Raw genomic sequence first — 19784 nt, 5'->3', positions numbered from 1 at the left:
CCCTCACCCAGCATCTGCACATGCCTTCGCGGGTTGCACCCATGTTCGCATGCGTGAAACCTCTCGGGAACCCCGAATCTCGAAATATTATCGGCTGCGTCGATTTTAGCTGGGCAAATGCCGCGCACTACACCGAATCGGGGTCAAGAGCGATTTCATCGGCCACCTTCTGAGCCAGATCGATCGCGGTGCGGGCCCACTCGGTCGTCGCGCCCACCAACCCACAGGCCGGGGTGATGCCGACACGCTCGCGCAGCACCGTGCGGGCGAAACCCAGGCGATCGGTGATCGACGCGGCACTAGTTGCGATCTGTTCGGGGACGGGCCGCTGCGCGGGCTCGGTCGCGGGCACCACGCCGAGCATCACCACCCTGCCGGACTCGATGAACTCCCCGATCCCGTCCAGATCCGCGGCGACCAGACGCGATGCGTCCACGCTGACCGCATGGAATTTGCTGCGCTGCAACAATCTCCACGGCAGGCCCTCGGCACAGCAGTGCAGTGCCACCTCGCCGCCCACACCCTCGATGCAATCGTCGAGAAGGCTCGTCGCGACGGCCTCGTCGACGGGGTGCACCGCCGACAGTCCGGTGACGCCCGTCAAGCGGCCGGCCAACGCGACGGGCAGCAGCGGCTCGTCGAACTGCACCACCACCTGCGCGTCAAGACGTCGGGCCAGCTGTGCGCGGTACACCGCCAACCCCTCGGTCAGCGAGGCGGCCAGATCCCGAACCGCACCAGAGTCGGTGATGGCCCGGTGGCCACCCGTCCGCTCGAGCTGGGCCGCCAAGGTGATCGGCCCGCAAGCCTGCACCTTCACCGTTCTGCCGCTGCCCCGCAGCCCGGCCCTCTCCCACGCCTCCTCCAGCGCGTCGGTGTCCTCGTCGAGCAGGCTGACGGCCCGGCGCGCCGCGGCACTGCGCCGCGACGCGATCCGGTAGCCGCGAGGCACCGTGTCCACTCCAATGTCGACGAGCAGTGCCGCCGCACGGCCGATCATGTCCGCGCCCACCCCACGGGCCGGCAGCTCGACCAGGTGGGGCAAGGTTGTCAGCTGACCCACCACCACTTCGGCCGCGTCGCGTGGGGAGATACCCGGCCAGGAGCCGATGCCGGTCGCCGTAGCGAAAATACTCACGCGGCCAACACTATTCGATGCACCGGGTAAAAGCGTTAATCTCAGGCATGCCCGGAACCGTCAGACAGGTGCTGCTCGGCCTGGCCGCGGCGGTGTGCATGACGGCGTGCGCACACACGACGGCGGGTACGGCGGTGCGCTCGGTGCCGGGTATCGACGACGACTCCCGGTCCCCGATCGATGTCGACACCGTCCTGCTCGAGCAGTCTCAGTTGCGCGCCATCACCGGTGCGGGCGACGACCTGACGATCGTCCCGAGCATGGACGGCAAACTGCCCGTCGACATCGACCAACTCGCCAAGGCCGCTCCCCCGCAGTGCCGGTGGTACTTCACCGAGTCGCAGACCTTCGGGGTCGACGTCGAGGAGTTTCACAAGACGACATATCAGTACCCGCCGGGCGCCGCGCTGATCTCCCAGGGTGCGGCGGCCTACCGCGATCCGCAGACCGCGCGCCGGGCCTTCGACGGTCTGGTCGGTTTCATCGACGACTGCGGGTCCACGGCCTCGGGCGCGGTCTATGTGGGTGATTGGACGGTCAGTTCAGATGCCGTCTCGACCCGCACCGACGGCTGCGGACGCGACTACCGGCTCAAGTCAGTCGTGCTCGTTGAGGTCACGTTCTGCGGCTTCGGGGACAACGTGTCCGACATCGTGGCGACCAACATCCTGGCCAAGGTGCCCGGCTAGGTACGGGCTCAGCTCAGGTATGCCACTAGCACTTCGGCGAGTGTGCGACGGGCGACGTCAAGCTCTGTCGTGAAGCCGATCTCCCGCTCATTGCTGAGGCCTCGCACCGCAGCCGGGAGCAGACACCGAACCTGATACAGCTTGTCTGCGGCGAGGTCCAGACCGTCCATCAGGTAGCCGAAGCCCTCAATCCAGTCGTGTTCGCGAGCGGTGAGAGCCGCTGCCGTGCGGGGATATTCGGCGACGATATCGCAGCGTTGCGGTGGCAGCAGAGTGCGCAATGCGGTGAGCGCCCGCCCCTCCGTTGTCGCGAGGTAGATCCACACGGAGTCGACGGCGGCCTCGACCCGTTCGCGCAGCGACCCGGTCAGGGTGGGCCATGGACCGGGGTTCTGAGCCCAGCTGCGGGCATGGATCTCGGTGACCACGGCAACCCACAGGCCGTCCATGTCGCCGAACTGGTGTTGCACTGTGCCCCAGGTGACTCCCGCCTCCTTGGCGATGCGGTTCGCGGAGATGGGTTCGCTGCTGCTGTCTGCAAGGCAGTGGATGGCGATGTCGAGCAGACGTGCTCGGGTTTCGCGACCACGCTTGTTCAGTTTTGTCCCCGCTGCCGACTCCGTGACCGGGGGCGGGACCGCCACCAGCCACTGCGCGAGGGCGCGGGCGGCGTGCGGCGACTCGGTCATGTTCAGGCGAATCGCCCGGGATTCACCGCGACGGCCCGGCGCAGCGTGGGCCGATCGGCGCGATAGGCGGCCACCACCGGGGCGAGTTCGTGCGGGGTGGCTCCGTGCATGATGACCGAGTCCACGCCCAGCTCGAACTGACGCGCCACGGTTGACGCGCACTCCTTCGGCGATCCCGAGGCCGCGGCGGCCAGCCATTCGGTGGGGATCATCGCGTCGAGTTGTTCGAGGGTTTCGACCGAGGCGCTTGCATCGATCGGTCCGGCGGCCGCCGCGTTGGCGAACAACTCGGTCGCCCGCATCCGCTCCCATACCACCGGATCCCAGCCATTGGCGTTGATCAGCACATCCGCGTAGGCCTGCAGATAGGTCGCGAGCCGTCCGGCCCGGCGGCGCAGCCGGTCCTCCTCGGGCAGGGTGTCGCTGACCGTCGCCAGGCACGCCCAGATCCGGACGCCGTCGGGGTCCTTGCCTGCCCGCTCGGCGCCGCGGCGTACCGCCGCAACAGACTTCTCGGTCGCCTCGTCGGAGAAGAAGGTATGCAGCACAACGAAATCGCAGATCTCACCCGCCAGCTCCATCGTCTTGGGTCCCACGGCGACCATGCCGATGGGCGGCGCGTCCTCCAGCCCGTTCACATGCCGCAGCATCGGCCATTTCCCGGCTGGCCCATCGTGATCGAGGATGATCTCGCCATCCCACAGGCGGCGCAGAATGCCGATGAAATCGCGCAACCGGGCCTCGGTCACCACGGGCAGACCGATCGCCTGCCAGTACGCGCCCATACCGCGACCGAAGGCCATCGCGAAGCGGCCGTCGGTCAGCGCGTGCATGGTCGATCCGATCGTCGCGGTGACCGTGGGATGCCGGGTGTGGTGGTTGGTGGACGGCGCAATGCCCAAATCCGTGGTGCAGCCCGCCAGCGCCCCGGACAGCACTCCCGCGTCCTTCACCGTGAAGCGCTCGCCGACGTGGCAGGAGCCCAGGCCGAGTTCCTCGGCGTCGCGCGCCTCGGTGAAGACGACCTTCGCATCGGCCGGATGCCGGGTCACGGCGTAGTAGCCGAGTTCGTTCAGTTGGTCAGTCATGGAGTCACCATTCCCAATTCGTTGACGCCGGCGGTGGTGTGCAGGCTGGCGCGGTAGCGACCGCGTCAACAATCGGGGCTCGGCAGTCAATTGTCAATGAACCCTCTCAAAGAATGCCGTTGGTCGCCTCGCACGGGGGGACGTTCGCCATGCCCGGATGGCGGATATCTATTGATTCACATACGATCGTTTCATGTTCAATAGATTGTCTGAGCGAGGGCCCACGGCACGCTGGCTGCGCCGCACGGGTATCGCCCTGGGCTGTGTCGTCGCGTTGACGCTGTCGGCCGGGGCGTGGATGACCTACCAGAATGACTTCGCGATCCGCGAACAACGCGTCACGATTCCCGGCCCGCAACAGCCTCTCGACGGAGTGCTGGCGCTACCGAAATCGGGCAACGGGCCGTATGGGCTGGTCGTGTTCGTCCACGGCGACGGACCCGCCGACGCCAGCCGCGATTCGTTCTATCGGCCCATCTGGGAGACGTTCGCCCGCGCCGGCTACGCGTCGCTGTCCTGGAACAAGCCGGGTGTCGACGGCGCGCCGGGCAACTGGCTGAACCAGAGCATGCAGGACCGCGCGGAGGAGGTGACCGCCGCCATCGACTGGGCGCGCGGACGCTCCGATATCGACCCTGATCGCATCGGCGGATGGGGCATCAGCCAGGCCGGGTGGGTGCTGCCCGAGGTCGCCGCGCGCAGGCCCGACATGCAGTTCGTGATCCTGGTCGGGGTGGCCGTCAACTGGCTGCGCCAAGGCGAGTACAACCTGCGCGCGGAACTGCGGGCCCGCAACGCCCCGGAGTCCGATCTCGCGACCGCCCTCGCGCGCCGCGACCGGACGAACCAGCTGCTGCGCGACAACGCCGGATACGACCGATACCTCGCGACGGGCATCGAGGAGTCACCGATGTCGGCCGACCGGTGGGGATTCGTCGCGCGCAACTACCTGTCCGATATCAGCCCCACCCTTCCCCAGATCCAGATTCCAGTGCTGCTGGAACTCGGCGAGGCCGATCTCAACGTCGACGTGGCCGAGACCGAGACCGTCTACCGCGAGCTGGTGCGCCCCGATCTGCTGACGGTCCAGACGTATCCACGCGCATCGCACAACATCGCCAGGGAGAACCTGGACAACGGCCGCGACAGTGTGGCGTCGTTCCTGGTTGCCGTGTTCGCGCCGCGACAGATCTATGCGCCGGGCTATCTCGACAACCTGCGTCGATATGTCGAACAACAACCAGCGAGGAGCACACCATGAGGATTCTTGCCCTGGGTGGGCCCGGCGCGATGGGCGCCGTCGCCGTTCGCGTCGCCACGCAACTGCCCGGCGTCGACGAGATCGTCATCGCCGACCGCGACGGCGCCGCCGCCGAACTGCTGTCCCGTCAGCTCGCCGACGCACCGGTGCCCGTCCGTGCCATCACGGTGGACGTCACCGACGACACCGAGCTGCGCGACGCGCTCGGATCGGCGGACCTGGTCGTCAACACCGTTGGCCCGTACTACCGTTTCGGTCTCACGGTGTTGCGGACGGCGATCGCAACCGAAACGCACTACATCGACATCTGCGACGACTGGGAACCAACGGTGCAGATGCTCGAACTCGACGACGCCGCCCGCAGCGCAGGTGTGTGCGCGGTCATCGGCATGGGGGCGAGCCCCGGCGTGAGCAATCTGCTCGCCGCGACCGCGGCCGCCGAACTCGACTCGGTGCGCGACGCGTACACCGCGTGGCCCGTCGACGTTGTCGGCGAGGGTAATTCGGATGACGGTGCCGAGGTGTTGCTGGGTCCCGACGGACAACCCTCCGCCGCCGCCGTGCACTGGATGCAGCAGAGTAGCGGGACGATCTCGACCGTGAGTGGGGGTCGGCTCGCGATGCAACGCCCGCTGCGGCCGGTCGCACTGACGCTCCCCGGCGGCCGCTCGGGCACCGCGTACTCGATCGGCCATCCCGAGCCGATCACGCTGCACCGCACCCTCGGCCTGACCGGCGAGGCCGTCAACCTGATGGTGATCGCGCCGCAGACGCTTGCCTACCTCGACGTGCTGCGCCGCGATATCGACCGCGGCCGGCTGACCAACGAGACGGCCGCCGCGCAGTTCGCGACGCCAAACCCTCTGCGCGTCATCCGATCCCTGCCAACCGCACTGCGATGCAAGGGGCCGGGAACGCTGCCGCCGTTCTTCGCCGCGGTGTCCGGTCCCAGCAAGGGGCACGAGCACATGGTGTTGGCTCACCTGAACCTGGCGGGCCCAACCGGCGGCTTGTTCGGCGATATGGCCCGCGCGACGGGAATTCCACTCGCCGTCGGCATGTCACAGATCATCGACGGTACGGCCCGGCGTCCGGGTGTGCATCCGCCGGACGCCGTCATCGACCCGAAGCGGTTCTTCACCGACCTCTCCCGTCACCTCGGCAGGTCTGCCGACACCTCGCTGCTCATCGTCGAATCCGAGCCGGTTGCCTAGAATCGTCGTATCGCACTCGCCGCGGCTGGCGGACAGGAGTCAACCGTTGGACATCCCCACCCGCACGCTCGTCGAGAGCATGATCCGCGAAGACGCCACGATCGACAGCGGCGCGTTGTACGACGTCGCCAACGCGCTCGGCATGACCGATCAGCAAGTGCGGCTGTGCATCAAACGGCTAGTCGCCGACGGGCAGTTCACTCACGAGGGGCGTGGGCGCAAGGCGGTGCTGCGAGCGACGGATCAAGTGCGCAGCACCATCACGCCCGACCGCGAGTACGTGCGATACATGTACGCCCAGGATCGGGGTGACGCGCCGTGGGACGGGGTGTGGCACCTCGTGGCGTTCGGGGTCCCCGAGTCGACTCGGTCAGCGCGCGACGCGATGCGCGATGCCATCGTGGGTCTCGGCGGCGCACCCATTCAGGGCGGACTGTACGTCTCTCCGAACAGGTGGGAGAACAGGATATCCTCGGCAGCAACAGAATTGGCGATTGATGAACACGTCACCACGCTGACCGCGGCCGACTTGTCGGTGGGCGGCATCGAGGCGCCCCGCGCGCTTGCCGACCGCCTGTGGCCGCTTGATCAGATCGCCGAGAGGCATCGGCGACTGCTCGCGGTCGCCGAACGGACACTGTCTGCGCTGGTGAAGGCCTCACCGGTCGAGCGTCTGACCATCGCGATCGACCTCGCTGCCGAGTTCACGCTGGCCGTCGAACCCGATCCGTTGCTGCCGCCGGAGCTTCTTCCGCAGCCCTGGGTCGGCACCGCGGCGCGCGCGGCGGTCGCGGCCTGTTGGGCGGAGTTGTTGAAATCCGATCCCGCACAACCGATCCGGTTGTTCCGATGGTATTCCGACGTGATCGCAGATATCACTCAAGCGGCGCCGACGACGTCCTGACTCACACCGCTCAGGGTGTCGCAGCGCTGATGGTCGCGCTGGCCAGGACCACGTCGCCGTCGGGGTCCGGGTCATAGAGCACCATCGTCTGGCCGGGCGCCACACCGCGAAGCGGGCGGGTCAGCTCAGCGACCAGGTGACCGTCGCGCAGCTGCGCGACAGCGCGCATGAGGCCACCGTGCGCGCGAACCTGCACCTCGCACTCGACGGGGCCGCTCAGGACGGTGCCCGTGGCGAGCACGGGCCGCTCGCCGGTCAGCGTCCGCACCTCGAGGTCGGCGACGGCACCGACGTGCACCGTCGCGGTGTCGGCGTCGATCGCGGTCACATAGCGGGGCTGACCGTCTGGTCCGGGGCCCTCGATGCCAAGCCCCTTGCGTTGGCCGATCGTGAAGCCGTGCACGCCGTCGTGCTCGGCAAGCACCGTCCCGCCTGAATCGACGACGTTGCCGCGGCGGACGCCGATTCGGGCGCCGAGGAATGCCTGGGTGTCACCGGACGGGATGAAGCAGATGTCGTGTGAGTCGGGCTTGTCGGCGACCGCGAGTCCACGGTCGGCGGCCTCGCTGCGGATCTGCGCCTTGGGGGTGTCGCCGATCGGGAACAGCGAGTGCTCCAGCTGCTCGGCGGTCAGCACTCCGAGCACATAGGACTGATCCTTGTCGTGGTCGACGGCGCGCCGCAGCCGGCCATCCGACAGGCGGGCGTAGTGGCCGGTCGCGATAGCGTCGAAGCCCAGCGCCAGGGCGCGCGCGGCGAGCGCTGAGAACTTGATCCGCTCATTGCACCGGACGCACGGATTGGGCGTCTCACCGCGGGCGTAGGACGACACGAAGTCGTCGATCACGTCGGCCTTGAAGCGGTCGGCGAAATCCCAGACGTAAAAGGGAATCTCGAGGATGTCCGCGACCCGGCGGGCATCACCGGCGTCCTCCTTGGAGCAGCATCCGCGCGAGCCCGTCCGCAGCGTGCCGGGTGCCGACGACAGCGCCAGGTGCACACCGACGACGTCATGGCCGGCGTCGACCATCCGCGCGGCGGCGACCGATGAGTCCACCCCACCGCTCATCGCGACCAGAACACGCATGACTACTTCCCGTACCCTGCGCTCGCGAGGGCGGCCTGCCGGGCCCGCTCGACAGCTGTGGGCAGAACCTCCAATGCCGCCTCGACGTCGGCATCGGTGCTGGTGTGCCCCAAGGACAGACGCAGCGATCCGCGCGCGCTCGCCGGGTCAGCACCCATGGCGATCAACACGTGCGACGGCTGCGCCACACCCGCGGTGCAGGCCGAGCCTGTGGAGCACTCGATTCCCTTGGCGTCCAACAACATCAACAGCGCGTCACCCTCGCATCCGCGAAAGGTGAAGTGCGTGTTGCCCGGCAGACGGTCGACTCCGGTGGAGCCGTTGACATCGACATCGTCGATAGCCGCGAGCACACCGTCGATCAGCTTGTCCCGCAGCGCGGAAATCCGCGCGCGCTGGGCGTCGAGACCCTCGACCGCCACCCTCGCCGCTGCCGCCATCGCGACGACACCGGCGACATCCGGTGTGCCCGAACGCACGTCACGCTCTTGGCCACCACCATGCAGTAGCGGCACGCAGGCGGTGTCGCGGCGCAGCAGCAGCGCGCCCACACCGGTGGGACCACCGAACTTGTGGGCGGCGATGCTCATCGCAGACAGGCCGCTTGCGGTGAAGTCCACCGGAATCTGCCCCACCGCCTGGATGGCATCACTGTGCATCGGGATATCGAATTCGGCTGCCACGGCAGCAAGTTCGGCAATCGGCAGAATGGTGCCGACCTCGTTGTTGGCCCACATCACCGTCACCAGGGCGACGTCATCGTGATCGCTGAGCGCCTCGCGCAGCGCGGCGGCCGTCACCATGCCGTCGGCACCGACCGGCAGCCACGTCACCTCGGCACCCTCGTGCTCAACCAGCCACTCCACCGCGTCCAGCACCGCGTGGTGCTCGACCGGGGTGGTCACGATCCTGCGCCGCTGCGGCGCCGCGTCGCGCCGGGCCCAGTAGATACCCTTGATCGCCAGGTTGTCGCTCTCGGTCCCGCCTGCGGTGAAGATGATCTCCGACGGCCGGGCCCCGAGCAGACCGGCCAGCTCCTCGCGCGCCTCCTCCATGCGGCGGCGCGCGGCGCGGCCCGTGGTGTGCAGCGACGAGGCATTGCCCACCGTCGCCAGAGCACCCGCCATTGCCTCGATCGCAGTGGGGTGCATCGGTGTGGTGGCGGCATGATCCAGGTAGACGGAGCGCATAGCCCAACCAGGATACCGGCAGGCCGGATGACCTCAGGCGACCAGCGCATGCCCGTGAGCACCACGGGCCGGCGCGGGGGCGTCGGACACCCCCCGCACAGCGGCCTCACACCGTGCCGCGAGGTCGCGGCGGTCGGTGCCAGGGAGCTGCAGTGACTGCACCTGAACGTGGCATACCGTCATCCGGGCGGTGATGACGCGCCGCACCGACGCCAGCAGCGAGTCGTCGCCGATGAACGCCGGAATCGTCGATGGTCGACCATCGCGGTGGTGGTAGGTCATCCGCAGCGGCTGCACAGGCCTGCCCGCGTCGATCGCCCCCTGGAACATCGCCGGCCGGAACCGTCCGTATCCCAGGCCACACCACGTCGTGCCCTCCGGGAACGCGACGACGGTCTGCCCCGCGGCCAGCCGCGCGGCCACGGTGCGCACCACGTCCGGCAGCCGACGGAGGTTGGCCCGCTCGATCGGAATGACCTTGAGCAGGCGCGCGACCAGTCCGAGCGCGGGCCAGTCGATGAGGTCGGCGCGCGCGACGAACGACCCCGGCAGCACCGCCCCGATGATGAAGATGTCCACCCACGACACGTGACCGCTGACCACCAGCACACCGCTCAGGTTGCGGATCGGACCTCCCGAGGTGGTGATTCGCACGCCGAGGCAGCGCAGCATCAGGCGGCAGTAGACGCGCTGCACCCTGGAGCGACCGGGCAGCGGGACCGCCAACAGTGGTAGCGCGGGAAGCAGCAGCAGCGCACACGCGATGCGCGCGGCGGTCCTCAGCACGACGATCGCCGGACGAGAGGCGGTGGCGACGTCGACCCCGATGCATGACGCGTCACACGACGCGCGCGGCAGCCAGGGACTCGCGGTGAGCCCGTGGCTGCTCATCGGGCCGACCTGTCGCCCAGAGCCTCGGCCTGCCCCACCGAACGCAGGCGTTTCAGGTAACGCACGTCGGCGTCGGCCTTGTCCATCAGCGCCGGGAAGTCGCCGACGCCGAAGTCCGGGTCGTGGGCCGGTTCGCCGCACACCTTGGCGCCCAGGCGCAGGTAGCCCCGCATCAACGGCGGAATACTCACGCGGGCCGGGGCCTCGATATCGTCCAGTCCCCTGCCGTCGAGAAGCACAGGCCGGTACGGGCGCACCTCGTACTTCGCGGGGTGCCGCTGGCGGACGAAGTCACGCACGCCCCGCAGTTGGCTGCCCGGCGGCTCGTCGGGTGCCCCCTGGACCGGTACCGAGACGCATCCGGTGACGTAGTCGTATCCGCAGCGGTCGAGGTAGGCCAGGATGCCGGCCCACATCAGCAGCACCACGGCGCCGTTGCGATGGTCCTCGCGCACCACGGCACGACCCATCTCGACCAGTGACGGCCGCAGCGGGTCCAGAGACGTGACGTCGAACTCGGTGGCGGTGTAGAGCCCGCCGGCGGCGATGGCGCCCGGTGGCGGCAGCATGCGGTAGCAGCCGACCAGCTCGCCGGATCCGTCCTCGCGGACCAGCAGGTGATCGCAGTACTCGTCGAACCGGTCGGCGTCGCGACCGTCGGCCGAGGCGGCCAGGCCGAACCCGGGTTCGGAGGTGAACACCTCGTGGCGCAGCCGCTGAGCGGCGTCGATCAGATCCGGATCGGTGGACAGCAGCAGGGTGTAGCGCGGCGTTGTCGGGCTGGTCGGGCCGCCGGGGGCGGCAGCGTCGGCGGCGATGAGTACGGATGCAGTGCTCATGGCCTGAACGGTCGCCCAGCCGTCGGACCGGATGCCAACGGCTACGTGACGCGTCCGTGCACGCTTGGTGACGAGTTGTGTGCGGTCACCGCTTCCTCAGTGGTCGAGAAACACCACGTGCTCAGCCACCGGGTTGCGCGGAATGTCCAGGTTGTTGGCGGCGAACTGCGGATCGGCGTAGCCGATCGACATGCCACACAGAACTGTCAGCTCCTCGGGGATGCCGAGCTGTTCGCGCAGCACGTCGGGATACAGGGCTATCGACACCTGCACGCAGCTGCCGATCCCGCGCTCGGTGAGCGCCAGCAACAGGGTTTGCAGGAACATGCCGACCCCCACCGCGTCCACGTTCCCGAACTCCCGATGCATGCACACCACCCCGGCCACCGGGGCGTGGAAGAACTCCCAGTTGCGCAGCTGCGCGTTCCACCGGCCCTCGGCGTCGCTGCGCTCGATGCCCATCGCGCCATAGATCAGGGCGCCGCTCTGCCTGCGCCGATCAGCGAAGCGCGGCGGCAAGCCGGCCGATCCGATCGCAGGCGGATTCGCGTCGACGGCGGCGAGCAGCGCGTCGACCAACCGCGCGCGCCGCTGGCCCGTGGCCAGGAAGACATGCCACGGCTGGGTGTTGGAGTTCGACGGTGCCCGCATCGCCAACGCCAACGCCTCATCGAGCAGCTCACGGGGAACGGGCTTGTCCGGCAGGAACATCCGCGATGACCGGCGCGCCAGGATCGCCTCGTCGAGTCCCATCTCGGTCATGCCGCCGCACCACCGCCGTCGGCGTGCAGCGTCGACCCGGTGATGAAACTGGACCGGGGTGAGGCCAGGAAGAGGATCGCCTCGGCGATCTCCGCCGGCTTCGCGGTGCGTCCCAGCGGCAGCGCGCGTCCCAGTTCCTCGTTGGTGTCGCCCCATTCGGCGACGACGCCCTCGGTCGCGGTCGGACCGGGCGCGACGCTGTTCACGCGGACGCCGCGGGGCCCGAACTCGGCAGCCCAGGTGCGGGTCAGCGATTCCACCGCCGCCTTGGAGGCGCTGTAGGTCGACGCCCCGGCGACACCCTTGAACGCCACCATCGAGGTGACGTTGACGATGCTGCCACCCCCGCGTTCCAGCATCCCCGGCACCAGCGCCGCCACCAGGAAGTACGTCCCGCGCACGTTGGTGTCGAACGTCCGCTCGAACGACGCGAGATCCTGATCCACCGTCAACGCACCCGGGAACGAGGCCGCGTTGTTGACGATGACGTCGACGTCGCCGCACTGCGCGACGAGCGCACTCACCGACTCGACGTCGGACAGGTCGGCGGCGACGAAACGCACGCCGAGCTGCGCCGCCGCGGCGGCACCGCGGTCACGGTCGCGGCCGGTGATGACCACGTCGGCACCGGCCGCGGCCAGCAGCCGTGCCGCCTCGAGGCCTATGCCCGCCGTTCCGCCGGTGACCAGCGCCCGCCGGCCCGCCAACTCCCGCGCGGTCACGCGCGCGTCGCCAGCCAGTCGGTGAAGTGGGTGCTCGCCAGCGTCGCGCCGTCCCCGGTGACGAGGCTGTTCTGTGTGAGCGGCGTACCGAAGTACGTGGCGGCGGGGTCGACGGAGACTGGCGTGTCAGCGCCCTTGGCGGCGAGCACCGCGCGCGCCATATCGGCGAACGGCATCTTGTCGGGACCCCCGAAGTCCCTGGTGCCGTTGATGGGCTCCGCCGTCGCGGCGCGGGCCACCTCGGCGGACACCTCGGCCGCGGCGACCGGTTGGATCAGCGCATCGGGTGCATGCACCTCGTCGCCAACCTGCAGCGTCTGCGTGATCGAATCGGCGAACTCGTGGAACTGGGTGGCGCGCACGATGGTGTGGGGCAGGCCCGACTCCGAGATCGTGCGCTCCTGCACGACCTTGGCCCGCAGGTAGCCGCTCTCGGGCAGCCCGTCGACACCGACGATCGACAGCGCCACATAGTGCCCGACACCGGCGGCCTTGGCCGCGGCGACCAGGTTGGCCGCGGACGCGGTGAAGAAGGCCAGCACCGCATCGTCTGCGAACGACGGCGAGTTGACGACGTCGACGAGTACCTGTGCGCCCGCGACGGCCTCGGCCAGGCCGTCACCGGTCACCACATCGGCACCGCTGCCGCGTGACGCCGCGACGACATCGTGGCCCTGCGCGGTGAGCAGTTCGACGACCTTTGTACCGATGAGGCCACTGGCCCCGATAACTGCGATTCTCATAGGGAAAACTCTCCCACCGCGCAGGCCATCGCGGCACCCTGGAAAGTCCGTAGTCCTCGGCGAGCCGATGGACGAAAAACACAGAACCCCGACGCCAAGAGGGCGCCGGGGTTCTGCGGTGGATCTGCGGGTGGGTCAGCCCTTGCGAGCCTTGACCGCGTCCGTCAGCTGCGGGGTCACCTTGAACAGGTCACCCACGATGCCCAAGTCGGCGATCTCGAAGATCGGCGCCTCTTCGTCCTTGTTGACGACGACGATCGTCTTGGACGTCTGCATGCCTGCACGGTGCTGGATCGCGCCGGAGATGCCCAACGCGATGTACAGCTGCGGTGCCACCGTCTTGCCGGTCTGACCGATCTGGAACTGGCCCTCGTAGAAGCCCGAGTCGACGGCCGCACGCGAGGCGCCCACGGCGCCACCGAGTGCGTCTGCGAGATCCTCGACGACGCTGAAGTTCTCCTTGCTGCCGACACCGCGGCCGCCGGACACGACGACCTTCGCCTCGGTCAGCTCCGGACGCGCGCTCTTCGCAGCGGGCTGACGGGAGATGATCTTGGTGGCGTTCTCCGCGGGTGCGGGCACCTCGGCGCTGACCACTTCACCGGCACCGGCGACGGGCTCGGCCTCGACTGCACCGGGGCGCAGCGCGATGATCGGGGTGTCGCCGGCGGTCGCCTCAACGGTGTAAGCACCGCCGAACACGGAGTGCACCGCGACTCCACCCTCCTTGATGCCGACGACGTCCCACAGCACGCCAAGACCGGCCTCAGCGGCAAGCCGCCCAGCGACCTCCCTGCCCTCGGCGGTGGAGGCCACCAGCACGGCTGCCGGGCTGGCGGACTCGGTCAGCGCGACCAGCACGCCGACCTTGGGGGTGACCAGGAACTGGTCGGCGGTGTCGGACTCGGCCGCGTAGATCTTGGCCGCACCGGCTGCCTTGAGTGCGTCGGTCAGCGGCGCCGCGGTGCCCGGGGCACCGACGACGACGGCCGACGGCTCACCCAGCGCACGCGCCGCGGTGATCAACTCGGCGGTGATGCTCTTCAGATTGCCTTCTGCGTGCTCGACGAGCACGAGTACTTCTGCCATTGCCTCTTGTTCGCTCTCTGCGTCTGGGGGTGGGGGTTAGATGAGCTTCTGCGCGACCAGGTACTCGGCGATCTTCTGACCACCCTCGCCCTCGTCCGTGATCTTCTCGCCTGCGGACTTCGGCGGCTTGGGGGTAACCAGCTTCACCTGCGTCTCGGCCACATCGCCGCCCACGACGCCGCTCTCGATACCGATGCCCTCGAGCGTCAGCGGGGTGACCGTCTTCTTCTTGGCGGCCATGATGCCCTTGAAGGACGGGAACCGAGGATCCTCGACGATCTTCTCGCTGACGCTGACCACTGCGGGCAGAGTCGCCTCGAGTTCGAAGACGCCGTCGTCGGTCTCGCGCTCACCGGTCACCTTGCCGTCGGCGACGTCGAGGCTGCGCATGTGCGTCAGCTGCGGTACGCCGAGGTAGTAGCTCAAGATGGCCGGAACGGCGCCACCGACGCCGTCGCTGGACTCATTGCCCGCGATGACGAGTTCGATGTCCTCGATCTGTCCCAGGGCACTCGCCAGCGCGTAGCCGGTCTGGACGACATCGGAGCCGTGCAGGCCCTCATCCGAGAGGTGGTAGGCCTCGTCGGCGCCCATGGAGAGCGCCTTGCGGATCGCCGTCTCGGCACCTGCGGGTCCCGCGGTGAGCACAACGACGTTGTAGTTCGCGTCGGCGTGCTTCTCCTTGAGCTGCAGAGCTACTTCGACCGCCCGCTCGTTGATCTCGTCCAACACGGAGTCGCTACCTGCGCGATCCAGCGTGTGGTCGTCCGCGAGCTTGCGATCCTCGTAGTCAGGGACCTGCTTGATCAGGACCACGATGTTCGTCATGAGTCTGGTTCGTCCTCCTCGATGAGGCCGTTGACCGGCCTGCATTACCACGATTACGCTTTCGCCTACATGTTACTCGACGGTAACTTAGGTAGACGCGCAGGAACACCATAACCCGACCGAAGTTGACCTTCTGACCTCCCCTTAACTCCGGTTAACTCGGAGCGAACCGTCCGCGAAGCCCTCACGACTCCCCCGCTGCGTTAGCCTGCCTTCCAATGAGCGCAATTTCTCCTCGGCAGCCGTCGGCTGAGCCGACCTCCGACGTGCTTCCCCTCACCGGTGAACGCACGATCCCCGGCCTGGCCGAGGAGAATTACTGGTTCCGCCGACACGAGGTGGTCTACGAATTCCTTGCGGCGCGCTGCGCGCAACGCGATGTCCTCGAGGCTGGCTGCGGCGAGGGTTACGGCGCCGATCTCCTCGCCGACGTCGCACACCGCGTGGTCGGCCTCGACTACGACGAGTCAGCAGTGGCGCACGTGCGGTCTCGGTACCCGCGGGTGGACATGCGGCACGGCAACCTGGCGGAGCTCCCCCTGGCTGACGGTGAGGTCGACGTCGTGGTCAACTTCCAGGTCATCGAACACCTCTGGGATCAGGGGCAGTTCGTGACGGAGTGCGCTCGCGTGCTGCGGCCGGGTGGAGCGTTGCTCATGTCCACCCCGAACCGGATCACGTTCTCCCCCGGTCTGGACACCCCACTCAACCCGTTCCACACCCGCGAACTCAACGCTCTCGAACTCACCGAACTGTTGACCGACAACGGATTTGAACTCGAGGCGATGCTCGGCGTCTTCCACGGACCGGGTCTTCTCGAGCGAGACGCGCGACACGGCGGTTCGATCATCGGCGCCCAGATCGACCGCGCTGTCGCGAATGCGCCGTGGCCCGCCGATCTGCTGGCGGACGTGGCTTCTATCTCCACCGCCGACTTCGAGCTGCTGGACGCCGGGGTCCGGGACATCGACGAGAGCCTCGATCTGGTGGCGATCGCGGTGCGGCGTGACTGATTCCGAAGGATCACATCCCCGGTCGCTGCGCTCCAGCCCGCCGGATCCAGTACCCGGACTCTTCACCCTGGTCCTGCACACCCACCTGCCATGGCTTGCCCATCACGGGCGCTGGCCCGTCGGCGAGGAGTGGCTCTACCAGTCCTGGGCGGCGTCCTATCTGCCGCTGATGCGTGTGCTGAGCACGCTGGCCGCCGAGAATCGCCGTGGCCTGGTCACACTCGGCATGACGCCGGTGGTCACCGCCCAACTCGACGACCCGTACTGCCTGACCGGCATGGATCACTGGCTGACGAACTGGCAGCTGCGCGCAACCGAGGCCACGACAGCGCGCACCGGCGACGGCACCGGCTACGCCGCACCGGAGGCCTTGCGCGCATTCGGTGTTCGTGAGCGTGCCGAGGCCGAGCGCGCGCTCGAGGACTTCGCGGTGGCGTGGCGACACGGCGGCAGTCCGCTGCTGCGCTCGCTCATTGACGCCGGCACCATCGAGCTGCTCGGCGGACCGCTGGCGCACCCGTTCCAACCGCTGCTCAACCCCCGACTGCGCGAGTTCGCCCTGCGCGAGGGCCTCGCCGATGCGGGCGCGCGCTTCGCCCACACCCCGCGCGGCATCTGGGCGCCGGAGTGCGCGTATGCACCGGGAATGGAGACCGGTTACGCCGCCGCGGGTGTGACGCATTTCATGGTCGACGGGCCATCGCTGCACGGCGACACCACCCTGGGCCGTCCCGTCGCCGACTCGGACGTGATCGCCTTCGGCCGCGATCTACAGGTCAGTTACCGGGTCTGGTCACCCAAGTCGGGCTACCCGGGGAACGCCGCCTACCGCGACTTCCACACCTACGACCACGTCACGGGTCTCAAGCCGGCCCGGGTGACGGGGCGCAACGTGCCGTCGGAGGAGAAGGCGCCCTACGATCCGGCCCGCGCGGATGCCGCCATCGACAGCCACGTCGCCGACTTCGTGGACGTGGTGCGCTCGCGGCTCATCGCCGAGTCCGACCGCATCGGACGACCCGCCCATGTGATCGCCGCATTCGACACCGAACTGTTCGGGCACTGGTGGTATGAGGGTCCGGTCTGGCTGGAGCGCGTGCTGCGGGCTCTGCCCGAGGCAGGCGTCCGCGTCGGCACGCTGTCCGACGCCATCGCCGACGGTTACGTCGGCTCCCCCGTTGAGCTTCCACCCAGCTCATGGGGATCGGGCAAGAACTGGCAGGTGTGGTCGGGCGAACAGGTCGCCGACCTCGTCGCGCTGAACGCCGAAGTGGTCGACACCGCGCTCGCCACGGTCGACAAGGCGCTGGCCCACAACGCATCTGGCGGTTCGACTGCGTCGACATGGGCGCCGCGCGATATCGTCGCCGACCAGATCCTGCGGGAGACGCTCCTGACGGTGTCGAGCGACTGGCCGTTCATGGTCAGCAAGGACACCGCAGCGGAGTACGCGCGCTACCGCGCACATCTGCACGCGCACGCCGCCCGTGAGATCTCGAGCGCCTACGCGTCGGGACGACGAGACAACGCCGAGCGGTTGGCACAGGACTGGAATCGCGCCGACGGGCTGTTCGGCGCTCTGGACGCGAGGCGGCTACCCCGATGAGAATCCTGCTGGTGTCCTGGGAGTATCCGCCGGTGGTGGTCGGCGGACTCGGTCGCCACGTCCACCATCTGGCCACCGCGCTGGCCGACGCCGGACACGAGGTGGTGGTGCTCAGCCGTCGCCCGTCAGGCACCGACCCCAGCACGCACCCCTCCACCGACGAGATGAGCGAGGGCGTCCGGGTTATCGCCGCAGCCCAGGATCCGCACGAGTTCGAGTTCGGCACCGACATGATGGCCTGGACGATGGCGATGGGGCATGCCCTGGTCCGCGCCGGGCTGGCGATCAAGTCGACTGGCCGTCACGCGGACAAGCCGTGGCGGCCCGACGTCGTCCACGCCCATGACTGGCTGGTGGCCCATCCGGCGATAACCCTCGCCGAGTACTTCGACGTCCCACTGGTTTCCACCATCCATGCCACCGAGGCCGGTCGGCACTCGGGCTGGGTGTCGGGCCGCATCAGCCGCCAGGTCCATGCCGTCGAGTCCTGGCTCGTGCACGAATCCGATTCGCTCATCACGTGTTCGGCGTCGATGCGCGACGAGATCACCGAACTGTTCGGTCCCGGATTGGCCGAGAACCGAGTGATCCCCAACGGTATCGATGCCAACCTGTGGCCGTTCGCCCGCCGCACGGCCCACGTGGGCCCGCCCCGGCTGCTCTATCTCGGCCGCCTGGAGTACGAGAAGGGTGTGCACGACGCTATCGCCGCCCTGCCGCGCATCCGCCGGACCCATCCCGGCACCACGCTGACCATCGCGGGTAGCGGCACGCAGCATGAGTGGCTCATCGAGCAGGCCCGAAAGCACAAGGTGCTCAAGGCGATCACGTTCGTCGGGCAGATCGACCACGAGCAACTCGTCACCCTGCTGCACGACACCGATGCCGCCGTCCTGCCGAGCCACTACGAACCGTTCGGCATCGTCGCGCTCGAGGCGGCCGCCACCGGCGCCCCGTTGGTCGCGGCCAATGTCGGTGGCCTTGGCGAGGCCGTCATCGACGGGCAGACCGGGGTGTCCTTCCCGCCCCGCGACGTCGCGGCACTGGCGACGGCGGTGCGGTCGGTGCTCGACGACCCGGAGACGGCGCAGACCATGGCCGTCGCGGCGCGTGACCGGCTCACCTCGGAGTTCGACTGGCACACCGTGGCGGCCGAGACCGCACAGGTCTATCTAGCCGCCAAACGCGGTGAGCGCGAACCGCACCGGCGCCGCATGATCGTCGAGCACGCGCTGCCCGACCGCTAGCCGCAGGCCCGTCGCAGCCGAATCAGCGGCGGGCTAGTGGGACGCCTTCTTGCGCTCGATATCGGCGAGTGCGGCCGCGAGTTCGGCACGCTCGGCGGCCGAGGTCTCCCATGCCAGCTTGCGGTTCTTGACCACCTTCGCCGGCGCACCGACGGCGATGGAGTAGTCGGGCACCTCGCCCTTGACCACCGCGTGTGCCCCGAGCACGCATCCGCGCCCGACCGAGGTGCCCCGCAGCACTGTGACCTTGGCGGCCACCCACGTGTCGGGACCGATCCGCACCGGCGCCTTGACGATGCCCTGGTCCTTGATGGGCAGCTCGACGCTGTCCATCCTGTGGTCGAAGTCGCAGACGTAGCACCAGTCGGCCATCAGAACCGAGTCGCCGAGTTCGATGTCGAGGTAGGTGTTGATGACGTTGTCACGGCCGAGAACGACCTTGTCCCCGATGCGTAGCGAACCCTCGTGCGCGCGGATGGTGTTCTTGTCACCGATGTGGACCCAGCGGCCAATCTCCATGGTGGACAGCTCCGGGGTGGACTGGATCTCCACGTTCTTGCCGAGGAACACCATGCCGCGCGTGACGATGTGGGGATTCGCCAGCTTGAACTTCAGCAGGCGGAAGTACCGCACCAGGTACCACGGCGTGTAGGCCTTGTTGGCCAGCACCCACTTCAATGAGGCCAGCGTGAGGAACCGGGCCTGCCGGGGGTCGCGCAGTCGGGAGCCCCGCCAGCGAACGTGCAACGGAGAGCCCCACATCGTCGTCATGGCGGGAAAGCCT

The 19784-nt window shown here is 68.4% G+C and carries 20 protein-coding genes; 7 read left to right on the top strand and 13 right to left on the bottom strand.

The window, feature by feature from the left end; genetic code table 11:
• Nucleotides 1–127: 127 nt before the first annotated feature.
• Nucleotides 128–1138 (bottom strand): uroporphyrinogen decarboxylase/cobalamine-independent methonine synthase family protein, encoded by a 1011-nt coding sequence (locus tag ABIA65_RS19415; protein WP_354524608.1) that lies wholly within the window; start codon nt 1136–1138, stop codon nt 128–130.
• A 47-nt stretch (nt 1139–1185) separates the two neighbouring features.
• Here ABIA65_RS19415 and ABIA65_RS19410 point away from each other — a divergent pair, with 47 nt between their 5' ends.
• Nucleotides 1186–1827: a sensor domain-containing protein gene (locus ABIA65_RS19410; protein ID WP_354524607.1), complete on the top strand. Its 642-nt coding sequence runs from the start codon at nt 1186–1188 to the stop codon at nt 1825–1827.
• A gap of 8 nt (nt 1828–1835) precedes the next feature.
• Here the strand turns inward: ABIA65_RS19410 and ABIA65_RS19405 are convergent, their stop codons facing one another.
• Nucleotides 1836–2516: a TetR/AcrR family transcriptional regulator gene (locus tag ABIA65_RS19405; protein ID WP_241399913.1), complete on the bottom strand. Its 681-nt coding sequence runs from the start codon at nt 2514–2516 to the stop codon at nt 1836–1838.
• Between the two features lie 2 nt (nt 2517–2518).
• Entirely contained in the window at nt 2519–3604 is a 1086-nt protein-coding gene (locus tag ABIA65_RS19400) for a TIGR03857 family LLM class F420-dependent oxidoreductase (protein WP_354524606.1), read from the bottom strand.
• Nucleotides 3605–3797: 193 nt separating this feature from the next.
• On the opposite strand from ABIA65_RS19400, the gene ABIA65_RS19395 reads away from it, so the two are divergent.
• The 3 genes from ABIA65_RS19395 (at nt 3798) to ABIA65_RS19385 (ending at nt 6983) form a co-directional block, all read left to right on the top strand.
• The gene (locus ABIA65_RS19395; RefSeq protein WP_354524605.1) at nt 3798–4865 is read left to right on the top strand and encodes an alpha/beta hydrolase family protein; all 1068 of its coding nucleotides are present in this window, start codon (nt 3798–3800) and stop codon (nt 4863–4865) included.
• Nucleotides 4862–6079, top strand: a complete 1218-nt coding sequence (locus ABIA65_RS19390; RefSeq protein WP_354524604.1) for a saccharopine dehydrogenase family protein — start codon at nt 4862–4864, stop codon at nt 6077–6079. The genes ABIA65_RS19395 and ABIA65_RS19390 overlap by 4 nt, the downstream gene beginning before the upstream one ends.
• Before the next feature lie 79 nt (nt 6080–6158).
• On the top strand, nt 6159–6983 hold the full coding sequence (locus tag ABIA65_RS19385) for a PaaX family transcriptional regulator C-terminal domain-containing protein (RefSeq protein ID WP_354524648.1): 825 nt from the start codon (nt 6159–6161) through the stop codon (nt 6981–6983).
• Between the two features lie 10 nt (nt 6984–6993).
• Here the strand turns inward: ABIA65_RS19385 and mnmA are convergent, their stop codons facing one another.
• From mnmA to ABIA65_RS19340, 9 genes are all read right to left on the bottom strand, one after another.
• Entirely contained in the window at nt 6994–8070 is a 1077-nt protein-coding gene (gene mnmA / locus ABIA65_RS19380) for a tRNA 2-thiouridine(34) synthase MnmA (protein WP_241399920.1), read from the bottom strand.
• A 2-nt stretch (nt 8071–8072) separates the two neighbouring features.
• Nucleotides 8073–9260 carry a cysteine desulfurase family protein gene (locus tag ABIA65_RS19375; protein ID WP_354524603.1) on the bottom strand — a complete coding sequence of 396 codons (1188 nt, stop codon included), beginning with the start codon at nt 9258–9260 and terminating at the stop codon, nt 8073–8075.
• A gap of 33 nt (nt 9261–9293) precedes the next feature.
• Nucleotides 9294–10151 (bottom strand): lysophospholipid acyltransferase family protein, encoded by an 858-nt coding sequence (locus ABIA65_RS19370; RefSeq protein ID WP_241399923.1) that lies wholly within the window; start codon nt 10149–10151, stop codon nt 9294–9296.
• Nucleotides 10148–10990, bottom strand: coding sequence for a GNAT family N-acetyltransferase (locus ABIA65_RS19365; protein WP_354524602.1), 843 nt, complete (start codon nt 10988–10990; stop codon nt 10148–10150). Before ABIA65_RS19365 ends, ABIA65_RS19370 begins: the two co-directional genes overlap by 4 nt.
• A gap of 96 nt (nt 10991–11086) precedes the next feature.
• Nucleotides 11087–11743 carry a nitroreductase gene (locus ABIA65_RS19360; protein ID WP_354524647.1) on the bottom strand — a complete coding sequence of 219 codons (657 nt, stop codon included), beginning with the start codon at nt 11741–11743 and terminating at the stop codon, nt 11087–11089.
• 5 nt (nt 11744–11748) lie between these two features.
• Complete coding sequence (locus ABIA65_RS19355) at nt 11749–12474, bottom strand: SDR family NAD(P)-dependent oxidoreductase (protein ID WP_241399926.1); 726 nt, start codon at nt 12472–12474, stop codon at nt 11749–11751.
• The gene (locus ABIA65_RS19350; RefSeq protein ID WP_354524601.1) at nt 12471–13217 is read right to left on the bottom strand and encodes an SDR family oxidoreductase; all 747 of its coding nucleotides are present in this window, start codon (nt 13215–13217) and stop codon (nt 12471–12473) included. Before ABIA65_RS19350 ends, ABIA65_RS19355 begins: the two co-directional genes overlap by 4 nt.
• A 135-nt stretch (nt 13218–13352) precedes the next feature.
• The gene (locus tag ABIA65_RS19345; RefSeq protein ID WP_354524600.1) at nt 13353–14306 is read right to left on the bottom strand and encodes an electron transfer flavoprotein subunit alpha/FixB family protein; all 954 of its coding nucleotides are present in this window, start codon (nt 14304–14306) and stop codon (nt 13353–13355) included.
• Between the two features lie 36 nt (nt 14307–14342).
• Nucleotides 14343–15134 carry an electron transfer flavoprotein subunit beta/FixA family protein gene (locus tag ABIA65_RS19340; protein WP_241399930.1) on the bottom strand — a complete coding sequence of 264 codons (792 nt, stop codon included), beginning with the start codon at nt 15132–15134 and terminating at the stop codon, nt 14343–14345.
• Nucleotides 15135–15352: 218 nt separating this feature from the next.
• Here ABIA65_RS19340 and ABIA65_RS19335 point away from each other — a divergent pair, with 218 nt between their 5' ends.
• From ABIA65_RS19335 to ABIA65_RS19325, 3 genes are read left to right on the top strand one after another with little or no spacing between them, the layout of a single operon-like run.
• The gene (locus tag ABIA65_RS19335) at nt 15353–16147 is read left to right on the top strand and encodes a class I SAM-dependent methyltransferase (RefSeq protein WP_354524599.1); all 795 of its coding nucleotides are present in this window, start codon (nt 15353–15355) and stop codon (nt 16145–16147) included.
• A complete protein-coding gene (locus tag ABIA65_RS19330) occupies nt 16140–17753 on the top strand; it encodes a 1,4-alpha-glucan branching protein domain-containing protein (protein WP_241399933.1) in 1614 nt (537 codons plus the stop codon). The genes ABIA65_RS19335 and ABIA65_RS19330 overlap by 8 nt, the downstream gene beginning before the upstream one ends.
• Nucleotides 17750–19000 (top strand): glycosyltransferase family 4 protein, encoded by a 1251-nt coding sequence (locus ABIA65_RS19325; RefSeq protein ID WP_241399935.1) that lies wholly within the window; start codon nt 17750–17752, stop codon nt 18998–19000. The genes ABIA65_RS19330 and ABIA65_RS19325 overlap by 4 nt, the downstream gene beginning before the upstream one ends.
• A 33-nt stretch (nt 19001–19033) precedes the next feature.
• Here ABIA65_RS19325 and ABIA65_RS19320 read toward each other — a convergent pair whose 3' ends face one another.
• The gene (locus ABIA65_RS19320) at nt 19034–19771 is read right to left on the bottom strand and encodes an acyltransferase (protein WP_241399937.1); all 738 of its coding nucleotides are present in this window, start codon (nt 19769–19771) and stop codon (nt 19034–19036) included.
• Nucleotides 19772–19784: the final 13 nt, after the last annotated feature.

This window comes from Mycolicibacterium sp. 624 (assembly GCF_040548615.1).
Lineage (GTDB): Bacteria > Actinomycetota > Actinomycetes > Mycobacteriales > Mycobacteriaceae > Mycobacterium.
This window is presented reverse-complemented; position numbering and strand designations above follow the sequence as displayed.

Coding starts and splice junctions, on each gene's coding strand:
- ABIA65_RS19340 (WP_241399930.1), bottom strand. CDS start 15,134: ATGACGAACATCGTGGTCCTGATCAAGCAGGTCCCTGACTACGAGGAT.
- ABIA65_RS19335 (WP_354524599.1), top strand. CDS start 15,353: ATGAGCGCAATTTCTCCTCGGCAGCCGTCGGCTGAGCCGACCTCCGAC.
- ABIA65_RS19405 (WP_241399913.1), bottom strand. CDS start 2,516: ATGACCGAGTCGCCGCACGCCGCCCGCGCCCTCGCGCAGTGGCTGGTG.
- ABIA65_RS19350 (WP_354524601.1), bottom strand. CDS start 13,217: ATGAGAATCGCAGTTATCGGGGCCAGTGGCCTCATCGGTACAAAGGTC.
- ABIA65_RS19400 (WP_354524606.1), bottom strand. CDS start 3,604: ATGACTGACCAACTGAACGAACTCGGCTACTACGCCGTGACCCGGCAT.
- ABIA65_RS19390 (WP_354524604.1), top strand. CDS start 4,862: ATGAGGATTCTTGCCCTGGGTGGGCCCGGCGCGATGGGCGCCGTCGCC.
- ABIA65_RS19365 (WP_354524602.1), bottom strand. CDS start 10,990: ATGAGCACTGCATCCGTACTCATCGCCGCCGACGCTGCCGCCCCCGGC.
- ABIA65_RS19325 (WP_241399935.1), top strand. CDS start 17,750: ATGAGAATCCTGCTGGTGTCCTGGGAGTATCCGCCGGTGGTGGTCGGC.
- ABIA65_RS19395 (WP_354524605.1), top strand. CDS start 3,798: ATGTTCAATAGATTGTCTGAGCGAGGGCCCACGGCACGCTGGCTGCGC.
- ABIA65_RS19360 (WP_354524647.1), bottom strand. CDS start 11,743: ATGGGACTCGACGAGGCGATCCTGGCGCGCCGGTCATCGCGGATGTTC.
- ABIA65_RS19385 (WP_354524648.1), top strand. CDS start 6,159: ATGATCCGCGAAGACGCCACGATCGACAGCGGCGCGTTGTACGACGTC.
- mnmA (WP_241399920.1), bottom strand. CDS start 8,070: ATGCGTGTTCTGGTCGCGATGAGCGGTGGGGTGGACTCATCGGTCGCC.
- ABIA65_RS19410 (WP_354524607.1), top strand. CDS start 1,186: ATGCCCGGAACCGTCAGACAGGTGCTGCTCGGCCTGGCCGCGGCGGTG.
- ABIA65_RS19370 (WP_241399923.1), bottom strand. CDS start 10,151: ATGAGCAGCCACGGGCTCACCGCGAGTCCCTGGCTGCCGCGCGCGTCG.
- ABIA65_RS19345 (WP_354524600.1), bottom strand. CDS start 14,306: ATGGCAGAAGTACTCGTGCTCGTCGAGCACGCAGAAGGCAATCTGAAG.
- ABIA65_RS19375 (WP_354524603.1), bottom strand. CDS start 9,260: ATGCGCTCCGTCTACCTGGATCATGCCGCCACCACACCGATGCACCCC.
- ABIA65_RS19320 (WP_241399937.1), bottom strand. CDS start 19,771: ATGACGACGATGTGGGGCTCTCCGTTGCACGTTCGCTGGCGGGGCTCC.